The sequence below is a fragment of the Nocardia sp. NRRL S-836 genome (genome assembly GCF_001279525.1).
Classification (GTDB): domain Bacteria; phylum Actinomycetota; class Actinomycetes; order Mycobacteriales; family Pseudonocardiaceae; genus Lentzea.
The window spans coordinates 742,873-769,357 of the sequence record NZ_LGDY01000091.1; the positions used below are offsets into that span (position 1 = coordinate 742,873).

General features: G+C 70.3%; 33 protein-coding genes. 21 read left to right on the forward strand and 12 right to left on the reverse strand.

Annotated features, from left to right (window positions below):
- The first annotated feature begins 312 nt into the window (after positions 1-312).
- The gene (locus ADL03_RS14170) at positions 313-1,083 is read left to right on the forward strand and encodes a twin-arginine translocation pathway signal protein (protein WP_053733817.1); all 771 of its coding nucleotides are present in this window, start codon (positions 313-315) and stop codon (positions 1,081-1,083) included.
- A gap of 233 nt (positions 1,084-1,316) precedes the next feature.
- On the opposite strand, the gene ADL03_RS46910 is transcribed toward ADL03_RS14170, so the two are convergent.
- Positions 1,317-1,472 (reverse strand): hypothetical protein, encoded by a 156-nt coding sequence (locus tag ADL03_RS46910; RefSeq protein ID WP_157528590.1) that lies wholly within the window; start codon positions 1,470-1,472, stop codon positions 1,317-1,319.
- 86 nt (positions 1,473-1,558) lie between these two features.
- On the opposite strand from ADL03_RS46910, the gene ADL03_RS14175 reads away from it, so the two are divergent.
- From ADL03_RS14175 to ADL03_RS14185, 3 genes are read left to right on the forward strand one after another with little or no spacing between them, the layout of a single operon-like run.
- A complete protein-coding gene (locus ADL03_RS14175; RefSeq protein WP_197288313.1) occupies positions 1,559-2,530 on the forward strand; it encodes a carboxylesterase family protein in 972 nt (323 codons plus the stop codon).
- Positions 2,482-2,754: a hypothetical protein gene (locus ADL03_RS48395; protein ID WP_053733819.1), complete on the forward strand. Its 273-nt coding sequence runs from the start codon at positions 2,482-2,484 to the stop codon at positions 2,752-2,754. Before ADL03_RS14175 ends, ADL03_RS48395 begins: the two co-directional genes overlap by 49 nt.
- A gap of 40 nt (positions 2,755-2,794) precedes the next feature.
- Positions 2,795-3,208, forward strand: coding sequence for a tetratricopeptide repeat protein (locus tag ADL03_RS14185; protein WP_053733820.1), 414 nt, complete (start codon positions 2,795-2,797; stop codon positions 3,206-3,208).
- Between the two features lie 45 nt (positions 3,209-3,253).
- Here the strand turns inward: ADL03_RS14185 and ADL03_RS14190 are convergent, their stop codons facing one another.
- The 3 genes from ADL03_RS14190 to ADL03_RS14195 form a co-directional block, all read right to left on the reverse strand.
- On the reverse strand, positions 3,254-3,790 hold the full coding sequence (locus ADL03_RS14190) for a hypothetical protein (protein ID WP_053733821.1): 537 nt from the start codon (positions 3,788-3,790) through the stop codon (positions 3,254-3,256).
- Between the two features lie 27 nt (positions 3,791-3,817).
- Positions 3,818-3,940: a hypothetical protein gene (locus ADL03_RS50210; protein ID WP_255353360.1), complete on the reverse strand. Its 123-nt coding sequence runs from the start codon at positions 3,938-3,940 to the stop codon at positions 3,818-3,820.
- A gap of 201 nt (positions 3,941-4,141) precedes the next feature.
- Positions 4,142-5,779: an SDR family oxidoreductase gene (locus ADL03_RS14195; RefSeq protein ID WP_053733822.1), complete on the reverse strand. Its 1,638-nt coding sequence runs from the start codon at positions 5,777-5,779 to the stop codon at positions 4,142-4,144.
- Positions 5,780-5,832: 53 nt separating this feature from the next.
- Here ADL03_RS14195 and ADL03_RS14200 point away from each other — a divergent pair, with 53 nt between their 5' ends.
- Complete coding sequence (locus ADL03_RS14200) at positions 5,833-6,444, forward strand: TetR/AcrR family transcriptional regulator (RefSeq protein WP_053733823.1); 612 nt, start codon at positions 5,833-5,835, stop codon at positions 6,442-6,444.
- Between the two features lie 328 nt (positions 6,445-6,772).
- On the opposite strand, the gene ADL03_RS14205 is transcribed toward ADL03_RS14200, so the two are convergent.
- The gene (locus ADL03_RS14205) at positions 6,773-7,066 is read right to left on the reverse strand and encodes a hypothetical protein (RefSeq protein WP_053733824.1); all 294 of its coding nucleotides are present in this window, start codon (positions 7,064-7,066) and stop codon (positions 6,773-6,775) included.
- 497 nt (positions 7,067-7,563) lie between these two features.
- On the opposite strand from ADL03_RS14205, the gene ADL03_RS14210 reads away from it, so the two are divergent.
- A complete protein-coding gene (locus ADL03_RS14210; RefSeq protein ID WP_053733825.1) occupies positions 7,564-7,824 on the forward strand; it encodes a hypothetical protein in 261 nt (86 codons plus the stop codon).
- A gap of 384 nt (positions 7,825-8,208) precedes the next feature.
- Here ADL03_RS14210 and ADL03_RS14215 read toward each other — a convergent pair whose 3' ends face one another.
- Together ADL03_RS14215 and ADL03_RS14220 are read right to left on the reverse strand one after the other, a co-directional pair.
- Positions 8,209-9,042: a GDSL-type esterase/lipase family protein gene (locus ADL03_RS14215; RefSeq protein ID WP_082373105.1), complete on the reverse strand. Its 834-nt coding sequence runs from the start codon at positions 9,040-9,042 to the stop codon at positions 8,209-8,211.
- Between the two features lie 388 nt (positions 9,043-9,430).
- Positions 9,431-9,835, reverse strand: coding sequence for a ribonuclease domain-containing protein (locus ADL03_RS14220; protein WP_082373106.1), 405 nt, complete (start codon positions 9,833-9,835; stop codon positions 9,431-9,433).
- A 175-nt stretch (positions 9,836-10,010) separates the two neighbouring features.
- Between ADL03_RS14220 and ADL03_RS14225 the strand changes: the two genes are divergently transcribed.
- From ADL03_RS14225 to ADL03_RS14260, 8 genes are all read left to right on the forward strand, one after another.
- The gene (locus tag ADL03_RS14225) at positions 10,011-10,865 is read left to right on the forward strand and encodes a cellulose binding domain-containing protein (RefSeq protein WP_082373107.1); all 855 of its coding nucleotides are present in this window, start codon (positions 10,011-10,013) and stop codon (positions 10,863-10,865) included.
- Between the two features lie 237 nt (positions 10,866-11,102).
- On the forward strand, positions 11,103-11,888 hold the full coding sequence (gene pcaH / locus ADL03_RS14230; protein ID WP_053733828.1) for a protocatechuate 3,4-dioxygenase subunit beta: 786 nt from the start codon (positions 11,103-11,105) through the stop codon (positions 11,886-11,888).
- Entirely contained in the window at positions 11,881-12,387 is a 507-nt protein-coding gene (gene pcaG / locus ADL03_RS14235) for a protocatechuate 3,4-dioxygenase subunit alpha (RefSeq protein WP_053733829.1), read from the forward strand. The genes pcaH and pcaG overlap by 8 nt, the downstream gene beginning before the upstream one ends.
- Before the next feature lie 3 nt (positions 12,388-12,390).
- Positions 12,391-13,509 (forward strand): lyase family protein, encoded by a 1,119-nt coding sequence (locus ADL03_RS14240; RefSeq protein WP_053733830.1) that lies wholly within the window; start codon positions 12,391-12,393, stop codon positions 13,507-13,509.
- The gene (locus ADL03_RS14245) at positions 13,499-14,248 is read left to right on the forward strand and encodes an alpha/beta fold hydrolase (RefSeq protein WP_082373149.1); all 750 of its coding nucleotides are present in this window, start codon (positions 13,499-13,501) and stop codon (positions 14,246-14,248) included. The genes ADL03_RS14240 and ADL03_RS14245 overlap by 11 nt, the downstream gene beginning before the upstream one ends.
- The gene (pcaC, locus tag ADL03_RS14250) at positions 14,245-14,604 is read left to right on the forward strand and encodes a 4-carboxymuconolactone decarboxylase (protein ID WP_053733832.1); all 360 of its coding nucleotides are present in this window, start codon (positions 14,245-14,247) and stop codon (positions 14,602-14,604) included. The genes ADL03_RS14245 and pcaC overlap by 4 nt, the downstream gene beginning before the upstream one ends.
- Positions 14,601-15,776 (forward strand): 4-hydroxybenzoate 3-monooxygenase, encoded by a 1,176-nt coding sequence (locus ADL03_RS14255; RefSeq protein ID WP_053733833.1) that lies wholly within the window; start codon positions 14,601-14,603, stop codon positions 15,774-15,776. The genes pcaC and ADL03_RS14255 overlap by 4 nt, the downstream gene beginning before the upstream one ends.
- Positions 15,777-15,810: 34 nt before the next feature.
- A complete protein-coding gene (locus tag ADL03_RS14260; RefSeq protein ID WP_053733834.1) occupies positions 15,811-16,905 on the forward strand; it encodes a winged helix DNA-binding domain-containing protein in 1,095 nt (364 codons plus the stop codon).
- Positions 16,906-17,081: 176 nt separating this feature from the next.
- Here ADL03_RS14260 and ADL03_RS14265 read toward each other — a convergent pair whose 3' ends face one another.
- Positions 17,082-17,423 carry a hypothetical protein gene (locus tag ADL03_RS14265; protein WP_053733835.1) on the reverse strand — a complete coding sequence of 114 codons (342 nt, stop codon included), beginning with the start codon at positions 17,421-17,423 and terminating at the stop codon, positions 17,082-17,084.
- Between the two features lie 140 nt (positions 17,424-17,563).
- Here ADL03_RS14265 and ADL03_RS14270 point away from each other — a divergent pair, with 140 nt between their 5' ends.
- Positions 17,564-18,145 carry a hypothetical protein gene (locus ADL03_RS14270; RefSeq protein WP_053733836.1) on the forward strand — a complete coding sequence of 194 codons (582 nt, stop codon included), beginning with the start codon at positions 17,564-17,566 and terminating at the stop codon, positions 18,143-18,145.
- A 33-nt stretch (positions 18,146-18,178) separates the two neighbouring features.
- Here the strand turns inward: ADL03_RS14270 and ADL03_RS14275 are convergent, their stop codons facing one another.
- From ADL03_RS14275 to ADL03_RS14285, 3 genes are read right to left on the reverse strand one after another with little or no spacing between them, the layout of a single operon-like run.
- Positions 18,179-18,796: a GNAT family N-acetyltransferase gene (locus ADL03_RS14275; RefSeq protein ID WP_053733837.1), complete on the reverse strand. Its 618-nt coding sequence runs from the start codon at positions 18,794-18,796 to the stop codon at positions 18,179-18,181.
- 9 nt (positions 18,797-18,805) lie between these two features.
- A complete protein-coding gene (locus tag ADL03_RS14280) occupies positions 18,806-19,159 on the reverse strand; it encodes a VOC family protein (protein ID WP_053733838.1) in 354 nt (117 codons plus the stop codon).
- A gap of 11 nt (positions 19,160-19,170) precedes the next feature.
- Positions 19,171-20,109 carry an RNA polymerase subunit sigma-70 gene (locus tag ADL03_RS14285; RefSeq protein ID WP_197288314.1) on the reverse strand — a complete coding sequence of 313 codons (939 nt, stop codon included), beginning with the start codon at positions 20,107-20,109 and terminating at the stop codon, positions 19,171-19,173.
- A gap of 102 nt (positions 20,110-20,211) precedes the next feature.
- On the opposite strand from ADL03_RS14285, the gene ADL03_RS48400 reads away from it, so the two are divergent.
- The 4 genes from ADL03_RS48400 to ADL03_RS14305 are packed head-to-tail and all read left to right on the forward strand — an operon-like array spanning position 20,212 to position 22,843.
- Positions 20,212-20,613, forward strand: a complete 402-nt coding sequence (locus ADL03_RS48400) for a hypothetical protein (RefSeq protein WP_053733840.1) — start codon at positions 20,212-20,214, stop codon at positions 20,611-20,613.
- The gene (locus tag ADL03_RS48405) at positions 20,610-21,422 is read left to right on the forward strand and encodes a heavy metal-binding domain-containing protein (protein ID WP_053733841.1); all 813 of its coding nucleotides are present in this window, start codon (positions 20,610-20,612) and stop codon (positions 21,420-21,422) included. The genes ADL03_RS48400 and ADL03_RS48405 overlap by 4 nt, the downstream gene beginning before the upstream one ends.
- Positions 21,419-22,216, forward strand: a complete 798-nt coding sequence (locus tag ADL03_RS14300) for a heavy metal-binding domain-containing protein (RefSeq protein ID WP_231641832.1) — start codon at positions 21,419-21,421, stop codon at positions 22,214-22,216. The genes ADL03_RS48405 and ADL03_RS14300 overlap by 4 nt, the downstream gene beginning before the upstream one ends.
- A gap of 36 nt (positions 22,217-22,252) precedes the next feature.
- A complete protein-coding gene (locus ADL03_RS14305; protein ID WP_053733842.1) occupies positions 22,253-22,843 on the forward strand; it encodes a maleylpyruvate isomerase family mycothiol-dependent enzyme in 591 nt (196 codons plus the stop codon).
- Here the strand turns inward: ADL03_RS14305 and ADL03_RS14310 are convergent.
- Positions 22,840-23,304 (reverse strand): MarR family winged helix-turn-helix transcriptional regulator, encoded by a 465-nt coding sequence (locus ADL03_RS14310; protein ID WP_197288315.1) that lies wholly within the window; start codon positions 23,302-23,304, stop codon positions 22,840-22,842. The genes ADL03_RS14305 and ADL03_RS14310 overlap by 4 nt on opposite strands.
- A gap of 55 nt (positions 23,305-23,359) precedes the next feature.
- On the opposite strand from ADL03_RS14310, the gene ADL03_RS14315 reads away from it, so the two are divergent.
- Together ADL03_RS14315 and ADL03_RS14320 are read left to right on the forward strand one after the other, a co-directional pair.
- Entirely contained in the window at positions 23,360-25,342 is a 1,983-nt protein-coding gene (locus ADL03_RS14315; RefSeq protein WP_053734012.1) for an MMPL family transporter, read from the forward strand.
- Positions 25,343-26,461 (forward strand): winged helix DNA-binding domain-containing protein, encoded by a 1,119-nt coding sequence (locus tag ADL03_RS14320; RefSeq protein ID WP_197288316.1) that lies wholly within the window; start codon positions 25,343-25,345, stop codon positions 26,459-26,461. It begins immediately after the preceding gene.
- Positions 26,462-26,485 lie beyond the last annotated feature (24 nt).

Here is a 26,485-nt window from a genome sequence, read left to right on the forward strand (position 1 = left end):
CCGCGACAGTCGCCGTGCCGCCGTGCCGCCGTGCCGCCGTGCCGCCGTCCGGCGGTAACAGTGTGATGAAGATACAACTGGGAACGGCCCGGACCACGTGAATTGCCCCATGCGCAATGACTGCGGATTCCGATGATTGGCCTATCAGTCCCACGAACGGTATTTCGTGATGGCGGCAGACGGGTGAATCCTCTCGACAGCGATTCTGGCGGTCTTGGACAGTTCCATCGTGCGCGGTTTCCTGCAGCCACTCACCACATGCATTCCGTTCCCACCACGCACAGCGAACGGCATGCCCGGAAGGAAAACTCCATGCACGACGACGATGAGCCGGTAGGCCGTGTACTCGGCCGACGGCAGGCGCTGATCCTGCTCGGCGCCGCAGGCGCGACGCTCACGGTCGCGGGATCTCCCGTGGCCGGCGCCACCCAAACAACTGGCAGCCCCGAGGTCTGCGCACCGACGCTGAACTGCGTGGTCAAGCCGGAGCAGATGGAAGGTCCCTATTTCGTCGACAGGATGCTCAACCGGTCCGACATCCGAACCGACCCGGCCACCGGTCGGCCGTCGCCCGGAACGGCGCTGACACTCAACTTCACCGTCCAGTCGGTCCGCCCAGGACAGTGCACCCCCCTGCCCAACGCCACAGTGGACATCTGGCAGTGCGACGCGTTCGGGCTTTACTCGGACATCCCGTCACAGGGAAGTTCCGGTCGCCGTTTCCTGCGCGGCTATCAGAAAACCAACACGGATGGGAAGGCCCAATTCATCACCATCCTGCCCGGCTGGTACACCGGCAGGACCCTCCACATCCACATCAAGATCCGGACGACCGGCACCGACGGCCGTCCGTACGAGTTCACGTCACAGCTGTACTTCACACCCGCGTTCGGCGCGGCCTACCTCCAGACCCAGCCGTACGCGCGTAAAGGCCCTGCGGACACCACCAACAACAGGGACTCCATTTACCTGAGGGGTGGTGCCCAGATGGTGCTGAACCCCACCAGCACCGGGACCGGCTACAGCGCGGACTTCGCGATCGGTCTCGACCTGTCCGACACCCAGGTCGGCCTCCCCGACTGATCGGGACGTTCGCTGGGCCTTCTTGACCTCGTCGTACTCAACCCTTCCAGTCCGAGTAGGACGGTCAGGTCGTCGGCGGAGAAAGGAAGTGGTACCGGCAGAGCTCGACTGCCCTTGACCGGGCACTGGTGCTCCCGGGGCGGCCTTCATGAGTGGGCTGCTGCCGCCGACCGGGATCGCCTTGCAGGTCGAAGGCCGTGAGTTGCGCGGTTTGTCGACGCGCGGTGAGGTCGTCAGCACCGGCTGCGCCGCGAACCGCGTTCACCGGACGACGCCTCGGCCGGGCACATCCCGATCTCGATGATCTCCGTCGACTCGCCCGGCGGCGGCGTTGCTGCCCAACAGGTCGCCTCGACGTCGACGATCAGCACGTGGTCGACCACCATCACGTGCTGATCGTCCCCGGCGTGTGAAGCCGATCAGTTGAGCTCCACCCCGACGGCGGACACGGCGACGACTGGCTGACGGTCAACGTGTGGTCACCGGACCTCGCGGCGGGATGCCGGTGCTGGTGTGGATCCACGGTGGCGCCTACACGATCGGCATGTCGAGCCTTCCCGAGTACGACGGCACGCGGCTGGCGCTGGACGGCGTGGTCGTCGTGACGTTCAACTACCGGGTCGGCGTTGAGGGCTTCGGCCAGCTCGACGGCAAGCCGGCCAACCGCGGCCTGCTCGACCAGGTGGCCGCGCTGGAGTGGGTGCGCGACAACATCCGCGCGTTCGGCGGCGACCCGGCGCGCGTGACGGTCTTCGGCGAGTCCGCCGGTGGCGGTTCGGTGGCGGCACTGCTGGCCATGCCACGGGCGCGCGGGCTCTTCCGGCGCGCCGTCGCGGCGAGCGCGCAGGGCACGTTCTTCAGCCCCGAGCTGGCCGCGGACATCACGGCGGCCTGCCTGGCGGAGCTGGGCGAGGACGTGTCCACTGTGGACCCGGTGCTGCTCCCGCTGGCCGGCGACGAGGTCACCGCGAAGATGGGCCGGTTCGCCGGACGGTGGGGCAGGGCCGCGCACCGCGGCCTTCCGTTCGCGCCCGTGGTCGACGGCGACGTGCTGCCCGTCGACCCGTGGCGTGCCCTGTCCGGCGGCGCCGCGCTGGGAGTGGACCTGCTCGTCGGTCACACGCGCGACGAGCAGCGGCTGTTCACCGTGCTGGACGGCTTCGCCGGAACCGTGACCGACGAGATGGCGTCGGCGACGCTGGCGTTGTTCGCGCCGGGCGACTACCGCGCGGCCTTCCCCGGCGCGGGCCCCGAGGAGCTGTTCGACCTGGTGCAGTCCGACTGGCTGTTCCGGATGCCGACGCTGCGGCTGGCCGAGGAGCAGGTCGCGGCCGGTGGCCGGCGTGGGTCTACGAGCTCGCCTGGCAAGGTCAGCTCGGTGCCTGCCACGGCCTGGACGTGCCGCTGGTGTTCGGCAACCTCGACCGCGGCGCGCCCGCGGCGTTGATCGGCGAGGTGACCGCGGCGGCCGTCCGCCTGTCGGAGCACATGCGGACGACGTGGACGTCGTTCGCGATCCACGGCGACCCGGGCTGGCCGGACTTCTCCACGGGCCTGGCACAGGTCTTCGACGCCGAGCCCGCCGTGGTCCCGTACCCGGAGGAGACCTCACGCCGGTTGTGGGTGGACCACGACTTCGGCCCGCTGCCGTTGCTCGGCGGCCGGGAATAGCTGCGGCTGTGCGGCGTTGTACGCGCCGGAAGGAGGTTTCATGAAGGACAACTTCAACGACTACCTGCCGAACGGCCACGTCTCGCCGGACCGGTGGGTGACCGCGACGCGCCTGTTCGACTCCGGCCACGTGGAAACCGCGGCCGAGAAGTGGGAAAGCGCCCAGCTGCTGTTCGAGGCCAAGGAGTACACCAAGGCCGCCGCGCTGCTGGCCGAGGTGGTCGACGAGGTGCCGTTCCAGACGGACCTCTGCCTCCTGCTCGCCCGCGCCTACTACCACTCGGCCCAGCTGGCCAAGGCGGAGGCGCAGCTACGCGTGATCGTCGACCGCGACCCGGTCGACCACTACGCCCACCTGCTGCTCGGCCGCACGCTGGAGCGCCAGGGGCGGTCCGACGAGGCCACGCCGTGGCTCCGGCTCGCGGCCGCGCTCGCCGGCGAGCCCGTGGCCTGACCAGGTTCCAGGACCGCGCGGCCACGGTGACCGTGGCCGCGCGGGTCAACCGGCCTGCCTACGCCACTTCTTGAACGACTTGATGATGTCGCCGTTCGTGAGTTTGCCGTACCACTCGCTCCATGAGTTCCCGAGCTGCGAAGCGAGCGACTCGATCCGGAGGTTGCCGTGGGGCCTGGAACGCAATGCCCAGGTCGCTGCGGCGGCAACGCCCTGCTCCCTGGCGATGTTCTCGGCGGTGCGTTCGACCTGACGCCGGTCACGCCCACCGAGACCCGATGACGCCCAGACGCCGACGATGATCCAGTCTGGCGCTGTGATCCACACGAGGTGCGTGAGCGGGCCGCTCTTCCAGTCCCTCACGCCCACGCTTTCGAGGCCGCGGTTCGTGATGCAACCGTTGGCGTGCCGGACTCGTTCGATTTCCGCGGCGAGCTCGCGCAAGCTGTTCTCGGGCAGGTCCGAAAGGTTCCGCAGGAGGAAGTCGCCCGCGTCGGGCAGCCGCTCCACCACGGAGGGGTCGACGGGGACGTTGTCGGTGTCGACGGTCCGCAGCTCTTCGCGGCGGCCGAAAATTGCCATGGATGCCCCTGGTCGGGTGGAAGGTGTTCAGGAGATCGTCTGTCCGACCTTGTGCGTGCACCTGCCGTTGCACCGCGGGCAGTGCTGCGTCTTGCACTCGTAGCGCCCGTAGGGACCGTCAGCTTTCTGCACGGTCTCGTAAATGGACATCGTGACATCGCAATGTGGACACTTCGGAGCCATAGTGGACACAGCCTTTCGCGCTTGGTGTCGAAGCTCTACGGCACCTGTTTCGACGTGCGTCCGCGGCTCGTTACAACCGGCTGCCGAGTTGCTCCGATCGGCGTCGCCGCCGGTCGCTCATTCCCATTCCGGGGGAATTGTCGGCAGAACCGCACAAGAACCTTGGAACTAGCCGACGTCCAGCTTCGCGAACGCCCGCAACAACCCCGGCGCCGCACGGCTCGCGAGCCGTGCGGCCCTGGCCTCCACGGTCACCGGCACGACCGCGCGGTTGCGCCGCACCGCCTTCACGATCTCCGCCGCCACCCGCTCCGGCCCGAACCCGCGCCGCGCGTAGAGGCGGGACGCGCGGTCCCGCTTGCGTCGTTCCTCAGCCGGGCTCACCCCGGAGAACGTCGTGGTGGCCGTGATGTTCGTGTTCACCACACCGGGACAGATCGCGCTGACCCCGATCGCGTGCGGCGCGAGCTCGGCGCGCAGGCAGTCCGACAGCATGAACACCGCAGCCTTGCTCGTCGCGTACGCCGACAGGACCTTCGACGGCAGGTAGGCCGCCGCCGAGGACAGGTTCACGATGTGGCCGCCCTCGCCGCGTTCCACCATCAGCTCGCCGAACGCCCGGCACCCGTGCACCACGCCCCACAGGTTGACGTCCAGCACCCGTTGCCACTGCTCGGTCGACGTCGACAGGAACGATCCCGAGTGCCCGATGCCCGCGTTGTTGACGACCACGTCCGGCACGCCGTGCTCGTCGGCCACCTGTCGTGCCCACGCCCGCACGGCTTCCTCGGAGCGCACGTCGACCTCGTAGGCGTGCCCGCCGGCCAGCCTCGCGGTCTCCTCGGCCGCGGCCAGGTCCACATCGGACACCACGACCCGCGCGCCGGTTTCGGCGAACGCCAGCGCCGTCGCCCGCCCGATCCCGCTGCCACCGCCGGTGATCACGACGAGCTCGCGCGGGGGAGCGGGGTCCGTGACGAACTCCCTGATCATCCTGGCCAGCTGCTGCGGGTGGCTCAGCGGTGCCCAGTGGCCGGCGGCGATGCGGCGGCGGCGCAGGGACGGCACCCAGCGTTCGAGGTCGATCGGTTCGGTGCGGATGTAGCGGTCGCGGGTCGGCTGGACGACCTGGACCGGCATGGGTGCGAGCCGGTGCCGCGGAGAGCGCATGACCGGCCGGATGTTGGCCCGGTACAACGAGATCCCGTTCACCGCGTCCGAGGCGATCGTCGGCGCCGGGGTGGTCCTGACCCCTTCGAGGCGGTGCAGCACGCCACCCCAGCGGCGCGCGAGGTAGAGGCGCCAGAACGCGGGCGCCACGACCGGCAGGTGGAACGCCGCGATGTACCAGGAGCGGAAGAACTGCTTCAGGTGCGCGACCGACGTGCGTTTCCGCGACCAGTGCCCCAGGTGGTCCAGGCACGGCCCGGAGATCGAGGTGAACGTCGCGATCCGCGCGCCGGGCGTCGTGACCGCCTCCCACGACTGGATCGACCCCCAGTCGTGCCCGACCAGGTGCACCGGCTCGTCCGGGCTGACCGCGTCGATCACCGCGAACAGGTCGTCAGCGAGGCGTGCGAGCCGGTAACCGTCCTCAGTGGAGGGTGCGGTCGACTCGCCGGCGCCGCGCACGTCGTAGGTGACGACCCGGAAGTCCCTCTCCAGCAACGCCACGACCCGGTCCCACACGGCGTGCGTGTCCGGGTAGCCGTGCACCAGCACCACGACCGGTCCCGACGTCCCGCGCACCTGCACGGCGAGGTCGACCTCTCCGGAGCGAACCTTCACGTGGCTGACCTCCCGCATTACTACGCCCGCGTAGCTTTGTGAAAGCTACGCCACCGTAGCAATATGGCCCCGTGAGCACAACGCGCAGGAAGTACGCCCGCCGCCTGCCGCCCGAACAACGCCGCGAGCAGCTCCTGGACGCCGCCCTGAGCCTGATCCCGGCCGGCTTCGACACGGTGACCATGGAGTCCGTCGCGCGCGCCGCCGCGGTCACCAAGCCCGTGCTCTACGACCTGTTCGCCAACCGCGCCGAACTGATCTCCGCACTGCTGCAACGCGAGGCCGCGCGTGCCACGGACCAGGTCCTCGCCGCCCTGCCCACCGACTTCGCCACCCGCTCACCCGACGACGCCTTCGCCGACGCCGTGCGCGTGTTCGTGCTCGCCGTCGTCGAATGTCCCGACCGCTGGCGCCTGGTGCTGCTGCCGCCCGAGGGCACGCCGCACGAGTTCCGCGCGCAGGTGGAGCGGGTGCGCTCCGGCGTGCTGGCGCAGGTCGAGGAGCTCGCCGCGGTCGGGTTGCGGCAGCTCGGCGGGCTGGACGACCTCGACTCGGCGTTGCTGGGGCACGCGATGCTGGCGCTCGCGGAGATGGCCGGGCGGTTGGTGCTGACCGATCCGGAGCGGTTCACGCCGGACCGGTTGGTGGCGTTCGTGACGCGGATCGCGCACGGGCTGCGCTGACATGCCGGTCACAGCGTCCGAAGCTCAGGTGCACGATATGCGCGTCTTATGCACACATTTGATGCTCTAGACGTGCCGTAGAAATGCATCTGGCAACGCCGGAGTCCAGGTCACGGCGTTGCCAGGTCACTCTTGAGGTGGCAGGCCAACAGGCGTGGCAACGCAGCGAAGACCCTCGGTCCCCTCTGTCCTCAGGCTGCGGTCGCTCATAACCCTGCTTGCCATGGTGCCCGCCGCGCCGGTCTCAAGCCCCCCGAAGGCGGTCCAGCCGCGGCAGGTCGGTCGTGCTGTCGGCGCGTGGACGCCCCACGAGCCGTGATCAGGTCGGTTACAGGATGATCACTCGTTCCGTCTGACCCTCGCGTCGGATCAGCACATCCGCTTTGTCGATCTTGTCTGCCTTGTAGAGCACCATGCCGTAGCCGATGAGGCGGCGCACGGCTTCGGTGATGGTGACGCCCTCTTGTTCGACGAGAAGGGCCAGGGCCTCCTCGGTGGCGGTGCTGATGTTGACGTTCAGGCGGGTCGGTTTGTCGACCGGCTGCTGACCTCCTGGCGCTGTGCCTTCTCGGGACCCTGGTTCATCTGCCCGTTCCTGAGTGGGCTCCGTGCGGGTCGTCACGATCCTCCCTCCTTGACGTGAGCAGGACGTGGTGATGAGGCGCGACCCTGCTGGCCGGCCTCGTACTCCTGATCAGTATGACATCCGAGCCGCACTTGTTGAGCCTTTCTGGTGGTGTTCATCATCACGGGACGTGGGTATCAAGTGCCTTCTGAGTGGCGTCGATGCGCAAACGTGGCATGGTTCGTGCGCAACTTGTTGGTACAGTCGGCCTACGGTGCGTCACGGACCGAGAGATCATGAGAGAGGACAAGGTGACTGGCACATCGGAACGGTCGGGGCCGCGCAGGCGGCGTCGGCGCTCCTCGGGGCGGGCCGGGCGACGCCCAGGGGGAAGCAGTGACCTGCTGCTGTCACACAGGGACGTGGTCCCGACGAGTCCAAAGGAACAACCCCAGGTGAGCCGTAGCGACTCAGGGGAGAACCCACTCGGTGCCGGTCCGCCCGGCCCACGGGAGCCGGACTCCCCACGGGTCGGACGTCGTTCAGGCCCTGCCATGAGACGAAAGGAGATCATCGCCGATCCGGACGAGGAACCCAGGGACGACCCGCTCACCCGGACAGAGGAAGACGCCTCCGTCGAGAAGTGGCGAATGGGGTGGATGGGCCTGTGGGGGTTCCTCCTCATCGCAGGCCTCGTCGTGCTCAACATGATCGGGCGCGAGGTCGCCGCCGAGTACCACCACGTGCTGACGGCGCTGATCGCCGCCTTCGCGGGCGTGGGCATCTGCTCCACACGGCAACGCCGGCGGCAATAGCGCTCGTCGCGCCGGTCGCGTTCACGCTGGTCACCTTCCCGGTACTCGGACGACACACGTGCCGGAGTGCGACGGTGTGGGTTCCCAAGCGTGACGCAAGACGGCATGGGCGGCTTTCCAGCACAGTTGCGTTGATCATGAAGGCCTTCGGCTTCCGGCTGCGGAGACTGTCTCTCAGTTCACAGGCCTACGGCGGGAAAGTAAGCCGTTCGGCCCAATGCGCAGCCGCGTGCCGAGGACGACGGCGCGGCAGCTCCCTGACATCGGCTCCGGGAGCGAACGCGGACCGGTGTCCGACCAAGCCAACGGAACCCGCCCCCGGAAACGAGGGGCGGGTCTTCTGTTGCCCGGCTGACCTGACGTCGGAACGTTGTGCGCGCGGCCTCAGCGCGCCGCGCTGACCGCCTCCGCGATCGCCGCATGTCCCGCAGGCGTCGGGTGCACGTCCGTCCGGTCGCAGAAGTACGTGAGCGCACACACCTGCGCGACGGGCGCCGGGATCGTCCCGTACTTCGGGTCCTGCGTCGTCTCGGTCAGCGGCCGGTACGCGCCGGTCGCCTTCGTGACGTCGGCGAACGCGGCCTGGAACTTGCCGTACTCGGCCTTGAGCACGCCGTTGAACTGCTCGAACATCGACACGGACAGGCGGGCGAGGTCCTTGCCGTTCTGGAACGATGGGTTGATCCACGCGCCGAGGAACACGTCCGGGTAGGTCAGGCCGACGATCTTCGTGTCGGGTGCGGCCGCGCGGAGCTTGGTCAGGGCCGCGTTGAGGTTCGCCTGGACGGTGGTGAGGGTGCGGGTCGCGCAGTCCAGCGGCTGCCGGTCGAGCGCGCAGGGGGTGAGGTCGTTGCCGCCGATCACCACGGTCACCAGCGCGACCTTCTTGTCCCGCAACGTCTGCACGGCGGCGTCGAGCTGCGTGCGGCCGCCCGCGTCGGAGCCGCAGGCCGGTTTGGTGGCGAGGTCGGCGGAGGTGGCGCCGTTGCAGGCGAGGTTGACCAGCTTCAGGCCGGACTGCTTGGCGACCAGCGCGGCGAAGCTCTCGCCGGTGGCGCCGTTCGGGCCGAAGCCGGTGGCGTAGGAGTCGCCGAGCGACAGGTGGACCTGCTCAGCGGGCGGTGGCGCGCTGGAGGTCGTGGGCTGTGGGGGCGGTGGGGTCGAGGTGCACGCTGCCAGCGCCGTCACCAACGCCGTGACCAGGACCAAACTCCGCACACCCGCTCCTTCCGCACCGGACGACCACCAAGGTTACGCAACGGCGCGTGAGTCCGCTGTGTCCAGCGGCCGGCACCCCGGTTCGAGCAGGCAGCCTCCAGCCGTCGCCGCGGGGGGATACGAGAACGACTGGAGGCGAGTTCAGGGGTCGGCGCGGCGGTCGCCTCTCGGCGAAAGGCTCGACGAGGCTCCAGCCGAACGGTATTCCTCGAAGGCCGTGAGATGAGGCCCGGGGGACACGGACCGCACCGACCACCCCGTACAACGGACGACCCGCCTGGGAGATTCCCCTGTGGGAGTGGGCTGCGCCACGTGGAAGCTGCGGGGCGCGGGTCCGTGCGCGGCCGAACGGGCGCTGCGGCTGTCCACCGCAGCGCCCGGCACCGGCTCAGTACATCGCGTAGAAGTCGGTGTAGTGGTTGGGGGAGAAGTAGACCTGGCCGCTGGTGCGGTCGACGATGATCCGCGCCGCGTCCCGGGCGGCGCCGCAGGCACGCGGGTAGACGTCGAACTCCTGGTAGCGGTGGCCGGCGGGCAGCTGGTCGTCGCGGTTGTAGTACGTGCCGCCGGCGAAGTTGCACTGGCCGTTCGGCCAGTCGTTCCAGCCGCGCGTGCTCGGGTAGCCCTTCGACTCCCAGGTGCCGTCGGCGGAGCGGGCGGCGGAACAGCCGGAGATGCCGCAGGACTGGTAGACGCGGGCTTCCGCGGCGGGGGTGAGGAAGACGAGCAGGGACGCGGCGACGGCGAACGCGGCGAGCAGGCGGCGTGTCCGGTGCGGTTGCAGGGTGTGCACTTCAGACCTCCATCGACGGGGAGCGGACGTCGTGATCATCTCCACCGATCACCACGGCGGGGTGAACTGCGGGCAACGGGCGGCGCAACGAATACTGTGACCACGGCTGAACGCCACAGTTGATCAAGTCCGAACAGGTGATTGCGTGTCCAGCGTGCAGCGATACGGTCGTCCAATGGCAGCACGAAAGCACTTGTCGGTGCTGTTGACCCTGCTCACGGCCGCCTGCACCACGCTCACGGCCGCCTGCACCACCGAGGTCGCGTCGCTCCCGCACCCCGTGGCGTCGCCGAGCAGCGCGCGGGTGTCGGCCGCGGACGACCAGCCGCCGGTGAAGGTGGTCGCGGTGCTCGACGGACGCACGGTCGAGCTCGCCGACGGCACCAAGGCGCGCATCTCGTTCCTCGCGGAACCGACGAGCTGCGGCGCCGACGGGGCGCTCGACTTCGCCAGGAAGACGTTGCTGGACAAGGAGGTCCGCGTCAGCAGCATCACGCCCGGCGAGGTCAGCCTGGTGCTGGCGGACGGCACCGACTACGCGTTGCTGGCGGTGCGCAGCGGTGTCGCGCGCACGGCCGGTGTGGACGGTGGACCGCTACGTGAGGCCGAAAACGGTGCGGCGACAGCAAAACTCGGCCTGTGGGCGCAGGAGTGCGCGACGGCCACCCCGCCGCCTCCGCCCGCCACCTCGACGTCGGCGCCGCCACCACCGCCCTGTGCGGTGACCTACCGGATCAACAGCCAGTGGCCCGGTGCGTTCCAGGCCGAGGTGACCGTGCGCAACGTCAGCGGCGTGCTGATCAACGGCTGGACGTTGCGGTGGCGGTTCACCGACGGCCAGACGGTGAACCAGATGTGGAACGCCACCCCCGCCCAGGACGGCGCGGTCGTGAGCGTCACCAACGCCGACTACTCCGCGCTGATCACGCCCAACGGGTCGATTTCGGTCGGCTTCAACGGCACGACGAAGGGCGCGAACAACCCGCCGACGTCGTTCACGCTCAACGGCGCGCCCTGCCGCACCGAGTAGGCGCCGGGCCAGGACTTCGCGGGCGCGCTGGGGCCACTTCGGACGGTGTCGCCGTCGAAGTCCGCGTCGGCGACCGGTGAGCGAGGCCGCCGGACCGGCCTCCGGGACCTGGTCGGCCATCCACCACTCGGTGAGGAGGCGGGCGTAGTCCGCTGCGCCCTCCTCCCACACGAAGTGCCCGGCGCCGACCACGTCGAGGCGGACAAGACCATCAATCGACGTTGTGTTTTCCGGTGAATGGAAAGCTCCGGTCGACGTGACGGCCGGTTGATCTCTAGCGTGCTCCGGGTGACCAGTCAGCAAGAGATCAGCGACGAGATCGCGAAGATCCAGGCCGACTCACCGAAGGGTGCGCCGCTGCTGGACTTCCCGCCCTACCGCAGCTCCCTGCTGCGTCACCCGACCAAGGCGCCGCGGCACGCCGACCCCGAAGGGGTGGAGCTGGTCGCCCCGGTGTTCGGCCACTCCGACGTGGCCCCGGTCGAGGCCGACCTGACCCTCCAGCACGGCGGCGAGCCCATCGGGGAGCGCATCCGCGTGCACGGCCGCGTCGTCGACGGCGACGGCCGCCCGGTGCGCCGCCAGCTCGTGGAGGTCTGGCAGGCCAACGCCTCCGGCCGCTACTCCCACCAGGGCGACCAGCACCCGGCGCCGCTCGACCCGAACTTCACCGGCGTGGGACGCTGCCTGACCGACGACGGCGGCTGGTACTCGTTCACGACGATCAAGCCGGGGCCGTACCCGTGGCGCAACCACCACAACGCCTGGCGGCCGGCGCACATCCACTTCTCGCTGTTCGGCACGGACTTCACCCAGCGCCTGATCACCCAGATGTACTTCCCCGGCGACCAGCTGATCGCGCTGGACCCGATCGCGCAGTCCATCTCGGACCCGGCCGCCCTGCGGCGGCTGACCGCCTCCTACGACCACTCGCTGTCCGAGCACGAGTGGCTGCTCGGCTACCGCTGGGACATCGTGTTGACCGGGAGCCACGCGACCCACCTGGAGGCAACCGATGACTGAGGCGACGCCGGGGCAGACGATCGGCCCGTTCTTCCACCACGCGCTGGCCTACCCCGGCGACAGCGAGCTGGTGCCGTTCGGCGCGGCGGGCTCCGTCGTGCTGCACGGCCACGTCTACGACGGCGCGGGCGTGCCGGTGCCGGACGCGATGATCGAGATCCGGCAGGCCGACGCCACGGGTGCCGTGCCGTCGGCCGAGGGGTCGCTGCGGCGGCGCGGGGCGGCGTTCACCGGGTGGGGCCGGTCGTGCACCGACCGGTCGGGGCGCTACTGGTTCAGCACGGTCGAACCGGGTGGCGCGGCGCCGTTCTTCGCGGTGACGGTGTTCGCGCGGGGCCTGCTGGACCGGCTGTTCACCCGCATCTACCTGCCGGGATCCGCCGACGCGGTGGACGGGCTGGTGGCGAGCCGGGAGGACGACGGGCGGCTGCGGTTCGACATCCACCTGCAGGGCGAGAACGAGACGGTGTTCTTCTCGTTCCCGCGGCACCGGAGCTGACGCGTGCTGCCGGGTTCCCACCGAGCCGACGGCGTCGGCGACCTCACCCGCGCGATGGTGCGGGTCGAGGTCGCGTGGGCGCGGGTGCTGGGGTCCGACATCGAGGCGGAGGTGCGGGACTGGACGCCCGAGCTGGACCCGGTGGAGGTCGAAGCCGCGGGCAACCCGGTGCTGCCGCTGGTCTCCGCGCTGCGATCGCGTGTCTCCGCTACCGTCCACACCGGCCTGACCAGCCAGGACGTGCTGGACACCGCACTGGTGCTGCTGGCCCGAGACGCCGTGGCGCGGGTGCGCGCCGATCTCACTCGGATCGCTCGCGCGCTGGGGCGGCTGGCCGACGAGCACCGCGGGTCGGTGATGGCCGGGCGCACGCTGACGCAGCACGCCGTGCCGATCACGTTCGGGCTGAAGGCGGCGCGGTGGCTCGACTCGGTGCTGGACGCCGTGACGGACGTCGACCGGCTGCGGTACCCGGTGCAGTGCGGGGGAGCGGCGGGAACGCTGTCGCGCGCCGCGCTCTCGGCCGACCCGCTGGAGGCCGCCGCGGCATTCGCCCGTGAGCTGGACCTGGTGTGGCCGGGCCTGCCGTGGCACACGCAGCGTGCGCCGATCACGCGGATCGGTGACGCGCTGGTGCGGGTGTGCGACGCGCTGGGCGTGTTCGCCGCGGACGTGCTGACCCTCGGACGGCCGGAGATCGCCGAGGTGCGGGAGGGCGCGGAGCCGGGGCGTGGCGGGTCGTCGACGATGCCGCACAAGCAGAACCCGGTGCTGGCGGTGCTGGTGAACAGCGCGTCGCTGCGGGCTCCGGGGCTGGGGGCGCAGCTGCACCTGTGCGCGGCGCGGGCGGTGGACGAACGACCGGACGGTGCTTGGCACGCCGAGTGGCCCGCGCTGCTGGGGTTGCTGGAACTGGGCGTGGTGGCGGCGTCGCAGGCGGCGGAGCTGGCCGAGGGGCTGCGGGTGTTCCCCGACGTGATGGCCCGGCGGGCCGAGGCGGCGGCCGGGGACCTGCTGGCCGAACGCGGCGGCGAGGGCGACCTCGCCGGATATCTGGGCGCGGCGGACGCCTTCGTGGACCGGGTGCTGGAGAGGTGGAGGGGTGGCCAGGATGGTGACTGAGGTGCGGCTGACGCGGCTGGCCGGCGCGGAGGACTCGGCACGGCTGCTGGTGGTCGGGCCGTCGCTGGGCACGGCGGTGTCGCAGCTGTGGCAGGCCTGCGTGGCGGAGCTGACCGGCTTCGAGGTGATCGGCTGGGACCTGCCCGGCCACGGCGGCGCACCGAGGGCGACCGGGCCGTTCACCGTGCAGGACATCGCGGACGCGGTAGAGGCACAGGCGAAGGACCTCGCCCGCGGACGCGGCACCGGGTACGCCGGTGTCTCGTTCGGCGGCGCGGTCGGTCTGGAGCTGGCGGCCCGCGACGACACCGTGTTCGACCAGGTCGTGTGCGTCGCGGCTGCCCCGACGATCGGTGAACCGCGGATGTGGCACGAACGCGCGGCGCTGGTCCGGAAGTCCGGCACGGCCGCGGTGGTCGAAGGCGCCTCCCGGCGCTGGTTCGCGCCGGGCTTCGCCGAACGGGAGCCGGACACCGTCGATGCGCTGTTCACGGCACTGACCGAGGTGGACGACGAGTCCTACGCGTGGGCGTGTGAAGCGCTCGCCCTGTTCAAGGCACGCGAGGTGGTGCGACCGGTGCACGCCGTCGCGGGCGAGCACGACGTGGTGGTTCCGGCGGAAGTGATGGCACAGATGAACTCCACGTCGTACTGGGTGGTCGAGCGGAGCGGTCACCTGCCGCCGGTCGAGAACCCGCAGGCGGTGGCCCAGGTCCTGGCCGGGGAGTCGGTCGGATGACCTACGACGAGGGCATGCGGGTGCGGCGCGAGGTGCTCGGCGACGAGCACGTCGACCGGGCGGCACCGGACGAGTTCACCGCGGACTTCCAGGAGCTCATCACCACCTACGCGTGGGGTGAGGTGTGGACGCGGCCGGGGCTGGACCGGCGGATGCGCAGTGCGGTCACGCTCACCGCACTGATCGCGAAGGGCCACTGGGAGGAGCTGGCGTTGCACGTCAGGGCGGCGCTGCGCAACGGATTGTCCGTGGAGGAGATCAAGGAGGTGCTGCTGCAAAGCGCGATCTACTGCGGTGTGCCGGCGGCCAACCACGCGTTCGCCGTGGCACGGCGGGTCCTGCGGGAGGAGACGTGAGCGTGACGCGCACCCAGGTCGGCATCGTCGGCGCCGGTCCCGCCGGGCTGATGTTGTCGCATCTGCTGGCACAGCACGGGATCGACAGCGTCGTGATCGACAACCGGAGCCGCGTGGAGATCGAGAACACCATCCGCGCGGGCATCCTGGAAGCCGACAGCGCGCGCCTGCTGGTCGACTCCGGGGTGTCCGACCGCGTGCTGCGGGAAGGGCATCCGCACGAGGGCATCGACCTGCGGTTCACCGGCGAGAGCCACCGGGTGGACTTCAAGGCGCTGGTGGGCGAGTCGGTGTGGCTCTACCCGCAGACGGACGTGTTCATCGACCTCGCGAACGCCCGCGAACGCGACGGCGGCGACGTGCGGTTCGGCGTCCGTGACACGGCGGTCGACATCGACGAGCCCGCGATCTGGTTCACCGACAGCGCCGGCGTGCGTCACGAGGTGCGGTGCGACCTGCTCGTCGGCGCGGACGGGTCGCGGTCGATCTGCCGCGCTCAGGTGCCGCACGCCGAGCGCACGCACTACTTCCGCGAGTACCCGTTCGCGTGGTTCGGGATCATCACCGAGGCCCCGAAGAGCGCGCCGGAGCTGGTCTACGCCCACTCGCCGCGCGGGTTCGCGTTGATCAGCCAGCGCACCGAGACCCACCAGCGGATGTACTTCCAGTGCACCCCGGAGACCGATCCGCGGGACTGGTCCGACGACCGGATCTGGGAGGAGCTGCAGGCCCGCGTCGCCGGGCCGGACGGGTTCACCCTCAAGCAGGGGCCGATCACCGAGAAGACCGTGCTGCGGTTCCGGTCGTTCGTCGCGGAACCCATGCGCCACGGCAGGTTGCTGCTGGCCGGCGACGCCGCGCACACCGTGCCGCCGACCGGCGCGAAGGGCCTCAACCTGGCGCTGGCGGACGTGCGGGTGCTCGCCGAGGTGATCGAACGGGCGCTGCTCAAGGCCGACGAGGACGCGCTGGACGAGTACGGTCCGCGCGCGCTCGGCCGGGTGTGGAAGGCACAGCACTTCTCGTACTGGATGACGTCGATGCTGCACACGCTGCCCGACGCCACCGACTTCGACATGCGCCGCCAGCTCGGCGAGCTGCGGTCCGTGGTCGACTCGGAGTCGGGACGGCGGCTGCTGGCCGAGGGCTACACCGGCTCCTGGCCCGCTTGAGCGGAACCGGGTCCGCGGGACGCAGACTGCCGCGGTGGACATCGCCGCACTGCGCCTCGCCAACCAGCGGATCGGCACGTTCGCCACGGCGGCGGACGCCGTCCGGTCGCTCGGCGCCGTGCAGGCCCAGGACTACGGCCAGTCGCTGTGGGCGCTCGGCCTGCGCACCACGGCGGGACTGAGCGCCGATGTCGAGGAGGAGCTGCGATCCGGCCGGATCGTCCGCACCTGGCTGCTGCGCGGCACGATCCACTACGCACCGGCCGAGGACGTCCGCTGGATGCTCGACCTGGTCGGCGCGCGTCACCTCGCCAAGCTGACGCCCAGGGCGTGGCAGTACCACCGGATGACGCCCGAGCTGATGTCGTTGGCGCGCAACACGTTCGTGGCTGCGCTCAGCGGAGGCGGATGCCTGACGCGGCGCGAGATGGTCGAGCTGCTGGCCCGTGCCGGCATCCCGGACGACCACCGGCAGAGCTACTTCACGTTCATCCACCTCGCCCACGAGGGCCTCGTCGTGCCGGGACCGCCGCGCGGCAGGGACCAGACGTTCGTGCTGCTGGAGGAGTGGGCACCGCACCAGCGCCGCCTCGACGGCGACGAGGCGCTCTCGGTGCTGGCACAACGGTTCTTCACCAGCCACGGACCGGCGACCGTCGCGGACTTCGCGAACTGGGCGGGCATCGGGCTCAGGCAGGCGGCGCGCGGCCTGCACCCGGTGCGCGGCGAGCTCGTGCGGGACACCTTCGACGGCAGGGAATATTGGCTGCCGCCGGACCTCGGCCCCGCCACCGGTACCCACCTGCTGCCGGCCTACGACGAGCTGCTGATCGGGTACCGGGACCGCGTCGCGCACTTCACCCGCTACGGCGAGATCCCGATCTCCACCTACAACGGCATGTTCCACGCGACGATCATCGAGGACGGCCAGGTCGCCGGGCTGTGGAAGCGGGTCGTGAAGAAGACCTCCGTGGACGTGGAGCTGCGGCCGTTGCCGGGGTTCGACGTCCACGGCCTCGCCGAGCACACGCGGCGGTTCGCCGAGTTCCTCGGGCTGCCGGTGCGCACGGTCGTGCGCGCCGCACCGGAGGCCGGTTCGTCGAAGGTCAGCTGGCGTTCCCGGACGTGAGCAGCAGCTCGACCTCGCCTTCGACGTGACCGGGTGGCACGACCGCCAGCGCCGCGCCCCACAGCGAACCGGACCGGTCGTGGCCGACGGACAGGGGCGTCGATGTACGTGCACACGGGAGGGCAGCGGGCTAGGGCCCGTCCTCGGGTTTCCCGTCGGCCGCCCTGCTCCGGGCCTCAGATCCGGAGCAGCGCGTGCAGCTCGCCGAGCGGGTCGGCGGCGGCGAGCACGCGGGCGCCGTCGGGCAGGAGCAGCAGGGGACCGTGGGAGGTGCGCGCCGCGAGCAGCACCTGCTCCCAGATCAGGACGATCTGGATGACGACCGCACGGTGGGCGTCGTGGGTGTCGCTGTCGCGGGGCTTGCCGAACCGGGCGTGGATCTCCTTGGCCAGCACGTTCCTGGCCTGCTCGCGACCCAGTCCGACACCGGTGAACGTCGCCACGAACGTGCTGGCGGCCAGCGGTCGGATCGCCGCGCCGAGCAGGGCTTGGGCGCCGTGGGCTGCAATCTCGGTCATGCACCGCACGGTACCGGCAGGTGTGCGGTCGCGGCGCGTACGCAAACTGACGTACGCGAGGTCAGAACGTGAGCGGATGATGCGCCCGCTCGTGGTGGCGAGAGTAGGAGCCGACACCACGAGAGAGGGAGTGCACCGCGATGACCACCACCCGCAACGCCAGCGGCACCCGCAAACCCAGCGGCACCCGCAAGCTCAGCGGCCGGGCCCGGAAGGCCGTCCTGCTGGTCCACGTCCTGTCGGCGGCGGCGTGGCTCGGCATCGACGTGGCGCTGGGGATCCTCATTGTCATCGCGGTGTCCACTGAGGACGTGACCACCGCGGGGATCGCGATCCAGGCCGTGGACATGTTCGCGATCTGGCCGATGTTCGGTGCCAGCCTCGTGTGCATGGTCTCCGGCGTGGTCCTGGGCGTGGGCAGCAAGTACGGCCTGGTGAGGTACTGGTGGGTGGCCGTCAAGCTGGTGCTGAACATCGGGATGTCGCTGCTGATCGCCTTCGCCCTGCGGCCGGGGGTCGAGGAGGCGGCACGCATCGGCGCGCGGATGCTGGCGGGCGACTCGGCGGCGGTGGTGCCGTCGGGGTTGCTGCACCCCGTCGTGGTGGCGCCGACGTTGTTGCTGTTCGCCTACGTGCTGTCGGTGTTCAAGCCGTGGGGGCGGATCCGGAAGCCGGCGGAGCCCGTCGGGCGGCAGCGCCGCGACCTGGTGGGTGCGGCCTGACGCAGCCAGTCCAGCACGCGTGCCGCGACCTCGTCAGGCCGGTCCCGCTGAAGGAAGTGACCGGGGCTGGGGGTCGGAGGTCATCCAGAAGTCCACCCTCATCACGAAACGGCGCTTGGTCGGATGGGTGACCTGGACGAACCCGGCCTCCTCGAACACCTGGCGCGCGCCGACGTGCAGCTCGCCCCAGGTGACGTTCTGGCCGGGTGCGGCGGTCATCGGGTACGCCTCGACCGCGCGGGCGCCATGTGAACGTGCGTGCGCGACGGTCGCCGCCGCCAGCTCGTAGGTCAGGCCTTGGCGGCGGAAACCCTTGCGCACCACGAAACACGTCACGGCCCACACGCCGTCGTCGTCCCTGTCCTCGGAACGGCCCTTCCACGGGATGGGCATGTCGAGCAGCTTCGCGTAGTCGCAGCGCGGCTCGACGGCGACCCAGCCGGCCGGTTGACCGTCCACATAGGCCACCAGGCCGCTGCCCCGCGCGGACTGCTCGCAGTGAGCCGCGTAGCGCTCGTCGAGTGTCGAGTCGCGCCACAGCCAGCCCTTGACCTTGTACCGCTGGCAGTGGCACTTGCCGGGCTCGGAGCCGTCGAAGATCGCCTCGACGTCCTCCCACGGCACCTCGTCGGAAGGAACGATCCGGATCACCCGACCACCCTAGAGCTGTTGCGTGAGGTTCACCGGGTTTCCGTCCGGGTCGAGCACGTGCGCCACCCGCTGGCCCCACGGCATGTCGTTCGACGGCCCCTGCACCCGCCCGCCCGCGGCCTCGACCACCGGCAGCAGCGCGTCGACGTCGTCCACGCCGATGCTCAGGACCACACGTGGCGCCGTGGCCAGGTCGAGGTCTTGCGACACCAGTCCGAGCTCGGCGGCGCCGAGCTGCAGGGATTTGAAGAACACTTCGCCGTCCGCCGGGTAGCGGGCCACCTCGGTCGCGCCGAAGACCTGCTCGTAGAACGCCTCCAGTCGTGCGAGGTCCGGCGTCAGGATGATGGGCTGGATCGTCATGGTTGAGCTCCTCACTCTTCCACCGACATACGGGAGGACGCGCCGGAACTCATCGGTGCACCGAACAGCGGCAGGAGCTCGTCGACGTTGAGGTACGTGCACGCCCCCGTCACCAGGCCGTCGCGCACGTCGAGGAACACCAGCCCGAACGGCCGGTCCATCCCGGGCCTCATCTGCCAATACGCTGGCGACCCGTTGGCGCTCACCGGCACCAGCCACGCGCCTTCGCACGGCGATCCGGGTGCCTGCAGCACCGCGGCCATCGCTGCCCGGCCCCGCACCCACCAGCTGAACGGCGGCATCGACATCGTCGCGTCCTCGTGCAGCAACGCCACCAACGCGCGCATGTCGTGCCGGTCGAACGCCTCGCAGTACCGCCGGAGCAGCTCCTTCTGCGTCGGGTCCGCCGGGTTCAGCGCCTCACCGGGATCGGTGTGGCGCAACGTCGCTCGCGCCCGTTGCAGCGCGCTGTTGGCCGCCGCCACCGAGATGTCCAGCAACGTGGCCACCTCGGCCGCCTGCCACGCCAGCACGTCGCGCAGGATCAGCACCGCGCGCTGCCGTGCGGGCAGGTGCTGCAACGCCGCCACGAACGCCAGCCGGATCGTCTCCCTGCGGATCGCCTGGTCCTCGGGCAGCACCCTGTGGTCGGGCACCGGCTGCACGAACACCCGCTCCTGCAACGGCGCCCCGAGCTCCCCACCGGCGGGTCCCAGGTCCACGGCCAACGCACGCCGTTGAGCGGAACGCTGCATGTCGATGCAGATGTTCGTGGCGATCCGGTACAGCCAGGTGCGCAGCGACGCGCGCGAGGAGTCGAAGCTGTCGTACGCCTTCCACGCGCGCACGAGCGTCTCCTGCGCGGCGTCCTCGGCCTCGAACCCGGAGCCGAGCATGCGGTAGCAGTAGCCGGTCAGCTCGACGCGGAACGGCTCCAGCGTCTCGATCACGCGCACGACCCTACGCGGACCGGCGAGTTTTCGGATGGTGATGGTGCGGAGCGGCCGGTGTGTTGATAATCGAGGCGAACACCGATCCGCACTGGGGGCAGGTTGCCGGACTGGGACGTCGAAGCGCTCGCTGCGAGCCTGAGGACGCACACGGCGGACCTCGCGCTGTACTCGGGCTTTCTGGTGAACACGGTTGCCGGCGCGTTGCCGCCGGAAATGGTCGTGGTGGAGCATCGGAAAGGCCTGTTCCGGCGCGGCACCGCGCCGGTGCTCGCCGTGAGCGTGCAGGTGGGGGACCGCCGGTTCACGCTCAGGAGGAAGTCCGTCGGCGCCGTCGTGCGCGCGCAGGTCGCGCATGTGTCACACGGCATCGTGCTCAGCACCTCCGACGTGGGCTTCGACGTCTGGTCGCGCGACCTGGCGGCGGCGCTGACCCGCTACGCCGCGCAGCACGCGGAGGCCGCGGAGCTGTTGCGCCGCATCACGCTGCCGGACCTGCCGTGAAGCTCAGCGCGGCCGACCACCAGGCGCTGCGGTCGGCCGGCTTCACCGCGGTCGGCCGGGTCTTCGGCAACCACGTCCGCAGGGCCGCCGTCGGCAAGCTGGATTGCCGCATCAAGCCGGCCCCGGCGCGTCCGCAGGAGCGGGTGCTCGCTTCGGCGCTCGACGAAGCGCTGCACCGGCTCAGGAGCACGGCCCGCGGAGCGGACGGTGTCATCGGCATCCGGGTGACCGAGGAACAACTGTTCGGTCGTGTCACCGAGATCAGCGTCAGCGGTGTCGCCGTGCGCGCGTCCGGCGCCGTGCGGCCCGCGAAACCCTTCCTCTCGGATCTGAGTGGCTGCGACTTCGCCAAACTGCTGCACAGCGGCTGGGTGCCGTGCGGGCTCGCGCTCGGCGTCGCCGCGGTAACGGCACACAACCACGAGCTGCCGTTGTCGGTCGAGAACACCGTGCGGAGCCGTGAGCTCGGGTTGCACAGCGCGATGTTCGCGGCCGTGCAGCAACGTGCGCGCAAGCTGCTCGGCGAGGACTGTGCCCGGCTGGGCGGAGCGGGCCTGCTGCTGGGTCAGTCGACGGTCCGGATGCGAGAGCCGCATTGCTGGATGCGTCGGACGGGCCCGACTCGCGAAGTGCCGGATGGTTCGATGCCGGTGGACCCGACGCCGGCGCTCGGGCTGGGAGAAGTGGAGCTGCACGGACGTGATCTCTACGCCGAAACGATCCTCACGGGCACCGCGATCACCCCGTTCCGCCCGCCGCAGACCGCACCACTGATGATCATGCCGCTGAACCGAGGGGGAGCCGGATGAGCGCGGAGCTGTCCGCGGAGGCGATGAAGAGACTCAGCGAGCTCCAGCCGGGCTCGCGGGGCATCTTCACGTCCGACCTGTCCGTCAACGAGTTCCTGCTGGTGCGGCAGGCGGGGTTCCGGCCGCTGGGGCTGGTGCTCGGGGTGTCGATCTACAACGTCGGTACCCAGTTCCGGCGGTGGAGCGCCAACCAGGAGCTGGAGGTGCTGTCGCAGGCGATGTACCACGCCCGCGAGCTCGCGATGTCCCGCATGCAGGCGGAAGCCGAGGTGCTCGGTGCGGACGGCATCGTCGGTGTTCGGCTCAAGGTCGAGCTCAAGGAGTGGGGCACCCACGTCGCCGAGTTCAGCGCCGTCGGCACCGCGGTGAAAGCGGAGGACGACGGGGACTGGCGCAACCACGCGGGCAAACCGTTCACGTCGGACCTGTCCGGGCAGGACTTCTGGACGTTGCTGCAGGCCGGGTACGCGCCGTGCGGCATGGTCATGGGCACGTGCGTCTACCACGTCGCGCACCAGTCGCTGGGCGCGGCGGTGCGGACCCTGGGCCGGAATGCCGAGCTGCCGGCGTTCACCCAAGGCCTCTACTCGGCACGTGAACTCGCGATGGAACGCATGCAGGCCGAGGCCGCCGCCCTGGAGGCGGAGGGCATCGTCGGGGTGCAACTGCTGCAGCACAACCACAGCTGGTCGGGGCACGTCACCGAGTTCTTCGCCATCGGCACCGCGGTGCGGCCGATCAGGGACGACCACACCATCCCGACCCCGCAGCTCGTGCTCGGCCTCGACTCGTGAGCGATGAGTTTTCGTCGGCCGATCCGTACGTGGTGCATGGACATCACGGAAGCGGTGGCCGCCGAACGGCGTGACCAGGCAGAACTGCTCGAAACCCTCACACAGCAGCAGTGGGACTCCTCGACGCTGTGCGCGGGCTGGCGGGTAAAGGAGGTCGTCGCGCACACGACGCTGCCCTACCGCAGCTCAACCGGACGCGTCCTGAAGGAGATGCTCAAGGCCGGCTTCAGGTTCAACCGCGCCTCCGACCGCATGGCCAGGGAAGACGCCGGGCGGCTGTCCCCGCGCCAGCTCCTCGACACCCTCAAGGCCAACGTCGAGCACCCGTGGACGCCACCCGGCGGTGACCAGGTGGGGGCGTTGTCGCACGACGTCATCCACGGCCTGGACATCACGGTCGCGCTGGGGTTGGACCGGAAGGTGCCGCTCGACCGGTTGCGGCTCGTGCTCGACGGGGTGAAACCCGGTCACGTCAGGTACTTCGGTGCGAACCTCAAGGGCAGGAAGCTGGTCGCGACCGATCTGGACTGGACGTTCGGCGAGGGCACGCCCGTGCACGACGAGGCCCAGAACCTGCTGCTGCTCGTCTGCGGCCGCAAGCTGCCCCACCCCGAGGAACGCCCTTAGTCGGTACCGGGCTTGAGGACTCGCGCGCGCACCCGTGCCGTCGCCTCGGTCGTCGAGGCGAGGAACCGGGCCACCACCTGCCGCTCCGCCGGGCTCAGCGCTCCCCACGTCGCCGCGAACTCGCGGGCCAGTGGCTGGAAGAACGTCGACGCCAGCGCCTCCGCGGCGGCGTGCACGCGCAGCTCCACGCGGCGGCGGTCGCCGGGGCTGCGGTCGCGGCTCACGTGGCCGGCGCGCTCCAGGCGGTCGAGCACGGAGGTGGTGGCGGACGCGCTGAGGTTCAGGGCGCGAGCGAGGGTGCCCGGTGTCATGGGGGAGCCGGAGGTCATGATCAGGTTCAGCGCCGTCATGTCGGTGGAGTGCAGTTCGTGGGCCGCGCTGAAGATCTCCAGGAACTGGTTCGACTCCATCACCAGCGCCCGCACCAGCATGCTGAGTTCGTAGTCACTTGCATCGCTCACCACGCCAGCATACTGTTTCGGTCATCGAAACGTTCGGCGATCGAAGGAAATGCTCATGAGGGTCCTCGCCGCGGTGCTTCTCGTCATGTGGCTGGCGGTGGGTGGGTTCACCGGGCCGTACGCGGGCAAACTGTCCGAGGTCGCGGAGAACGACAGCAGCGCGTTCCTGCCCAACTCGGCCGAGTCCACCCAGGTCGCCGAGCTGCAGAAGAAGTTCCAGCAGACCAACGCCATCCCCGCGATCGTCGTGGTCGAACGGCAGGGCGGGCTGACGGCGGAGGACACGAGGTTCCTCGCCGAGCGCGGCAAGGGGTTCCAGGCCTCGCCGGTCATCCCGTCCCCCAACGACAGGGACGCCGCCCAGCTCGTCGTGCTGCTCGACCCGGCGAAGGACGTCAAGGACGGGGTCGCCGAGCTGCGGGATGCGAAGCGGAGTGCGCCCGAGGGGTTGACGGTGCTGGTCACCGGGCCGGCCGCGCAGGTCGCCGACCTGGTCGAGGCCTTCGGCGGGATCGACGGGTTGCTGCTGCTCGTGGCGGGTGCGGTGGTCGCGTTGATCCTGCTCGTCGTCTACCGCAGCCCGCTGCTGCCGATCGTGGTGCTGCTGTCCGCGGTGTTCGCGCTCGGGCTGGCCAGCTTCGTCGTCTACCTGCTGGCCAAGAACGACGTGCTGGCGTTGAACGGCCAAAGCCAGGGCATCCTGTCGATCCTCGTCTTCGGCGCCGCCACGGACTACGCGCTGCTGCTCGTGTCGAGGTTCCGTGAGGAGTTGCGCGACGAGCAGAGCAGGTTCACGGCGATCCGCACGGCCTGGCGCGGCACCGTCGAACCCATCGCCGCCTCGGCCGGCACGGTGATCCTCGGCGTGCTGTGCCTGCTGTTCAGCGACCTCGACTCGAACAAGGGGCTCGGGCCGGTCGCGGCGATCGGCATCGGCGCGGCGCTGCTGACGGCGATGACGTTCCTGCCCGCCGTGCTCGCGCTCCTCGGGCGGGCGGCGTTCTGGCCGTTCGCGCCGAAGCTGGGCTCGCCGCACCCGGAGACCAGCGGGCTGTGGGGCCGCACTGCGGACCTGGTGCGCCGCAAGCCGCGGGCGATCTGGATCGTCACCGCGCTGGTGCTGCTGGCGGGGGCGGCGTTCCTGCCGCAGCTCAAGGCGTCCGGCACCGCGCAGTCCGACGTGTTCCTGACCGAGGTCGAGTCGGTCGCGGGCCAGGAGGTGCTGTCGCGGCACTTCCCCGGTGGCACGGGGTCGCCGACCGTCATCATCGCCGCCGAGAACAAGACCGCCGACGTCGTCGCGAAGTCCACTGTGGACGGCGTGGCGACCGTCCGGCCGAGCGGGACCGCCGACGGGCTCGTCCGGATCGAGGCGACGCTGAAGGACGCGCCGGACTCCGACGCGGCGGTGGCGACGGTCGAACGCATCCGCGCGGCGGTGCACGGTGTCGCGGGCGCGGACGCGAAGGTCGGCGGGCAGACGGCGACGTTGCTGGACACCAGGACGACCTCGGAGCACGACCGGCTGCTGATCATCCCGATCGTGCTCGTGGTGATCTTCCTGGTGCTGGCGCTGCTGCTGCGGGCGGTCCTGGCGCCGCTGCTGCTGATCGCGACGGTGGTGCTGTCGTTCGCGGCCACCATGGGCGTGTCGGCGCTGGTGTTCAACCACGTCCTCGACTTCCCCGGCGCGGACCCGGTGGTGCCGCTGTTCGGGTTCGTGTTCCTGGTGGCGCTGGGCATCGACTACAACATCTTCCTGATGACCCGCGTCCGCGAGGAGACGCGCAGGCTCGGCACGGTCGACGGGACCATCAGGGGGCTCAGCCTGACCGGTGGCGTGATCACGTCGGCGGGTGTGGTGCTGGCGGCGACGTTCGCGGCGCTGGCGGTGCTGCCGATCCTGTTCCTCACCCAGATCGCGTTCATCGTGGCGTTCGGTGTCCTGCTCGACACGCTGCTGGTGCGGTCGTTGCTGGTGCCCGCGCTGTCGGTGGACATCGGCGGCCGGATCTGGTGGCCCTCGAAGCTGCGGTAGGTGAGGATCACCGGCATGACCCCGACGCCACGACAGCTCAACCGTGCCACGCTCGACCGCCAGTTGCTCCTGCGGCGCGAACCGGTGGACGTGCCCGGCGCGGTCGAGCGGGTCGTGGCGATCCAGGCGCAGGAACCCGCGTCGCCCTACATCGCGCTGTGGAACCGCGTGGCCGGGTTCGACCCCGCGGCACTCGACGAGGCCTTCACCAGCGGCGCGGTCCGCAAGGCCTCGCTGATGCGGATCACCCTGCACGCGGTCACGGCCGCCGACCACGCGGTGTTCCACCACGCGATGCTGCCCGTGTTGCGCGCGTCACGGCTGTACGACAAGCGGTTCAAGGCCATGGACATCACGGTCGAGCAGGCCGACGCGCTGCTGGAGCACCTGCTGGAGTTCGCCGCGGTGCCACGGGCGAAGGCGGAGATCGAGGAGCTGCTGCACGCGCACGTCGGCGACGTCGGCCAGCCCGGTGTCTGGTGGGCGCTGCGGACCTACGGCGGGCTCGTGCACGCGCCGACCGGCGGGCCGTGGTCGTTCGGGCAGCGGCCGTCCTACCTGGCCGCGCCGGCCGAGCCGAGAGAGCGGCTGGAGTGCGTCGCCGAGCTCGTCCGCCGCTACCTCACCGGGTTCGGGCCCGCCACCGTCGCCGACGTCAACCAGTTCACCATGCTGCCGCGCACCACGATCCGGGAAGCGCTGGAGCTGCTGGAGCTGGAGCGGTACGGCGAGTACCTCGACGTGCCGGACGGGACGATTCCGGACCGGGACACCCTGGCGCCCCCGCGGCTCATGGCCATGTGGGACAGCACCCTGCTGGCCTACGCCGACCGCGGCCGGATCATCCCGCCCGAGTACCGCAGGGTTGTCATCGGTAACAATGGTGACACGCTGCCCACCCTGCTCGTGGACGGGTATGTGGCCGGCGTCTGGCGACCGCTGGCCGACGGAACCATCGAGATGACCGCGTTCCACGCCCTGAACGACGACCAGTGGGCCGCATTGGCCGTGGAAGCATCGGAGATGCGCAAGTTCCTCGGTGACCGCGAACCCCAGGTGTACCGGCGCTACGCCCGGTGGTGGAGCGGCCTTCCGGCCCACGACGTTCGTATTGTGTGAAAACGTCAAGATCCACAAAGGACG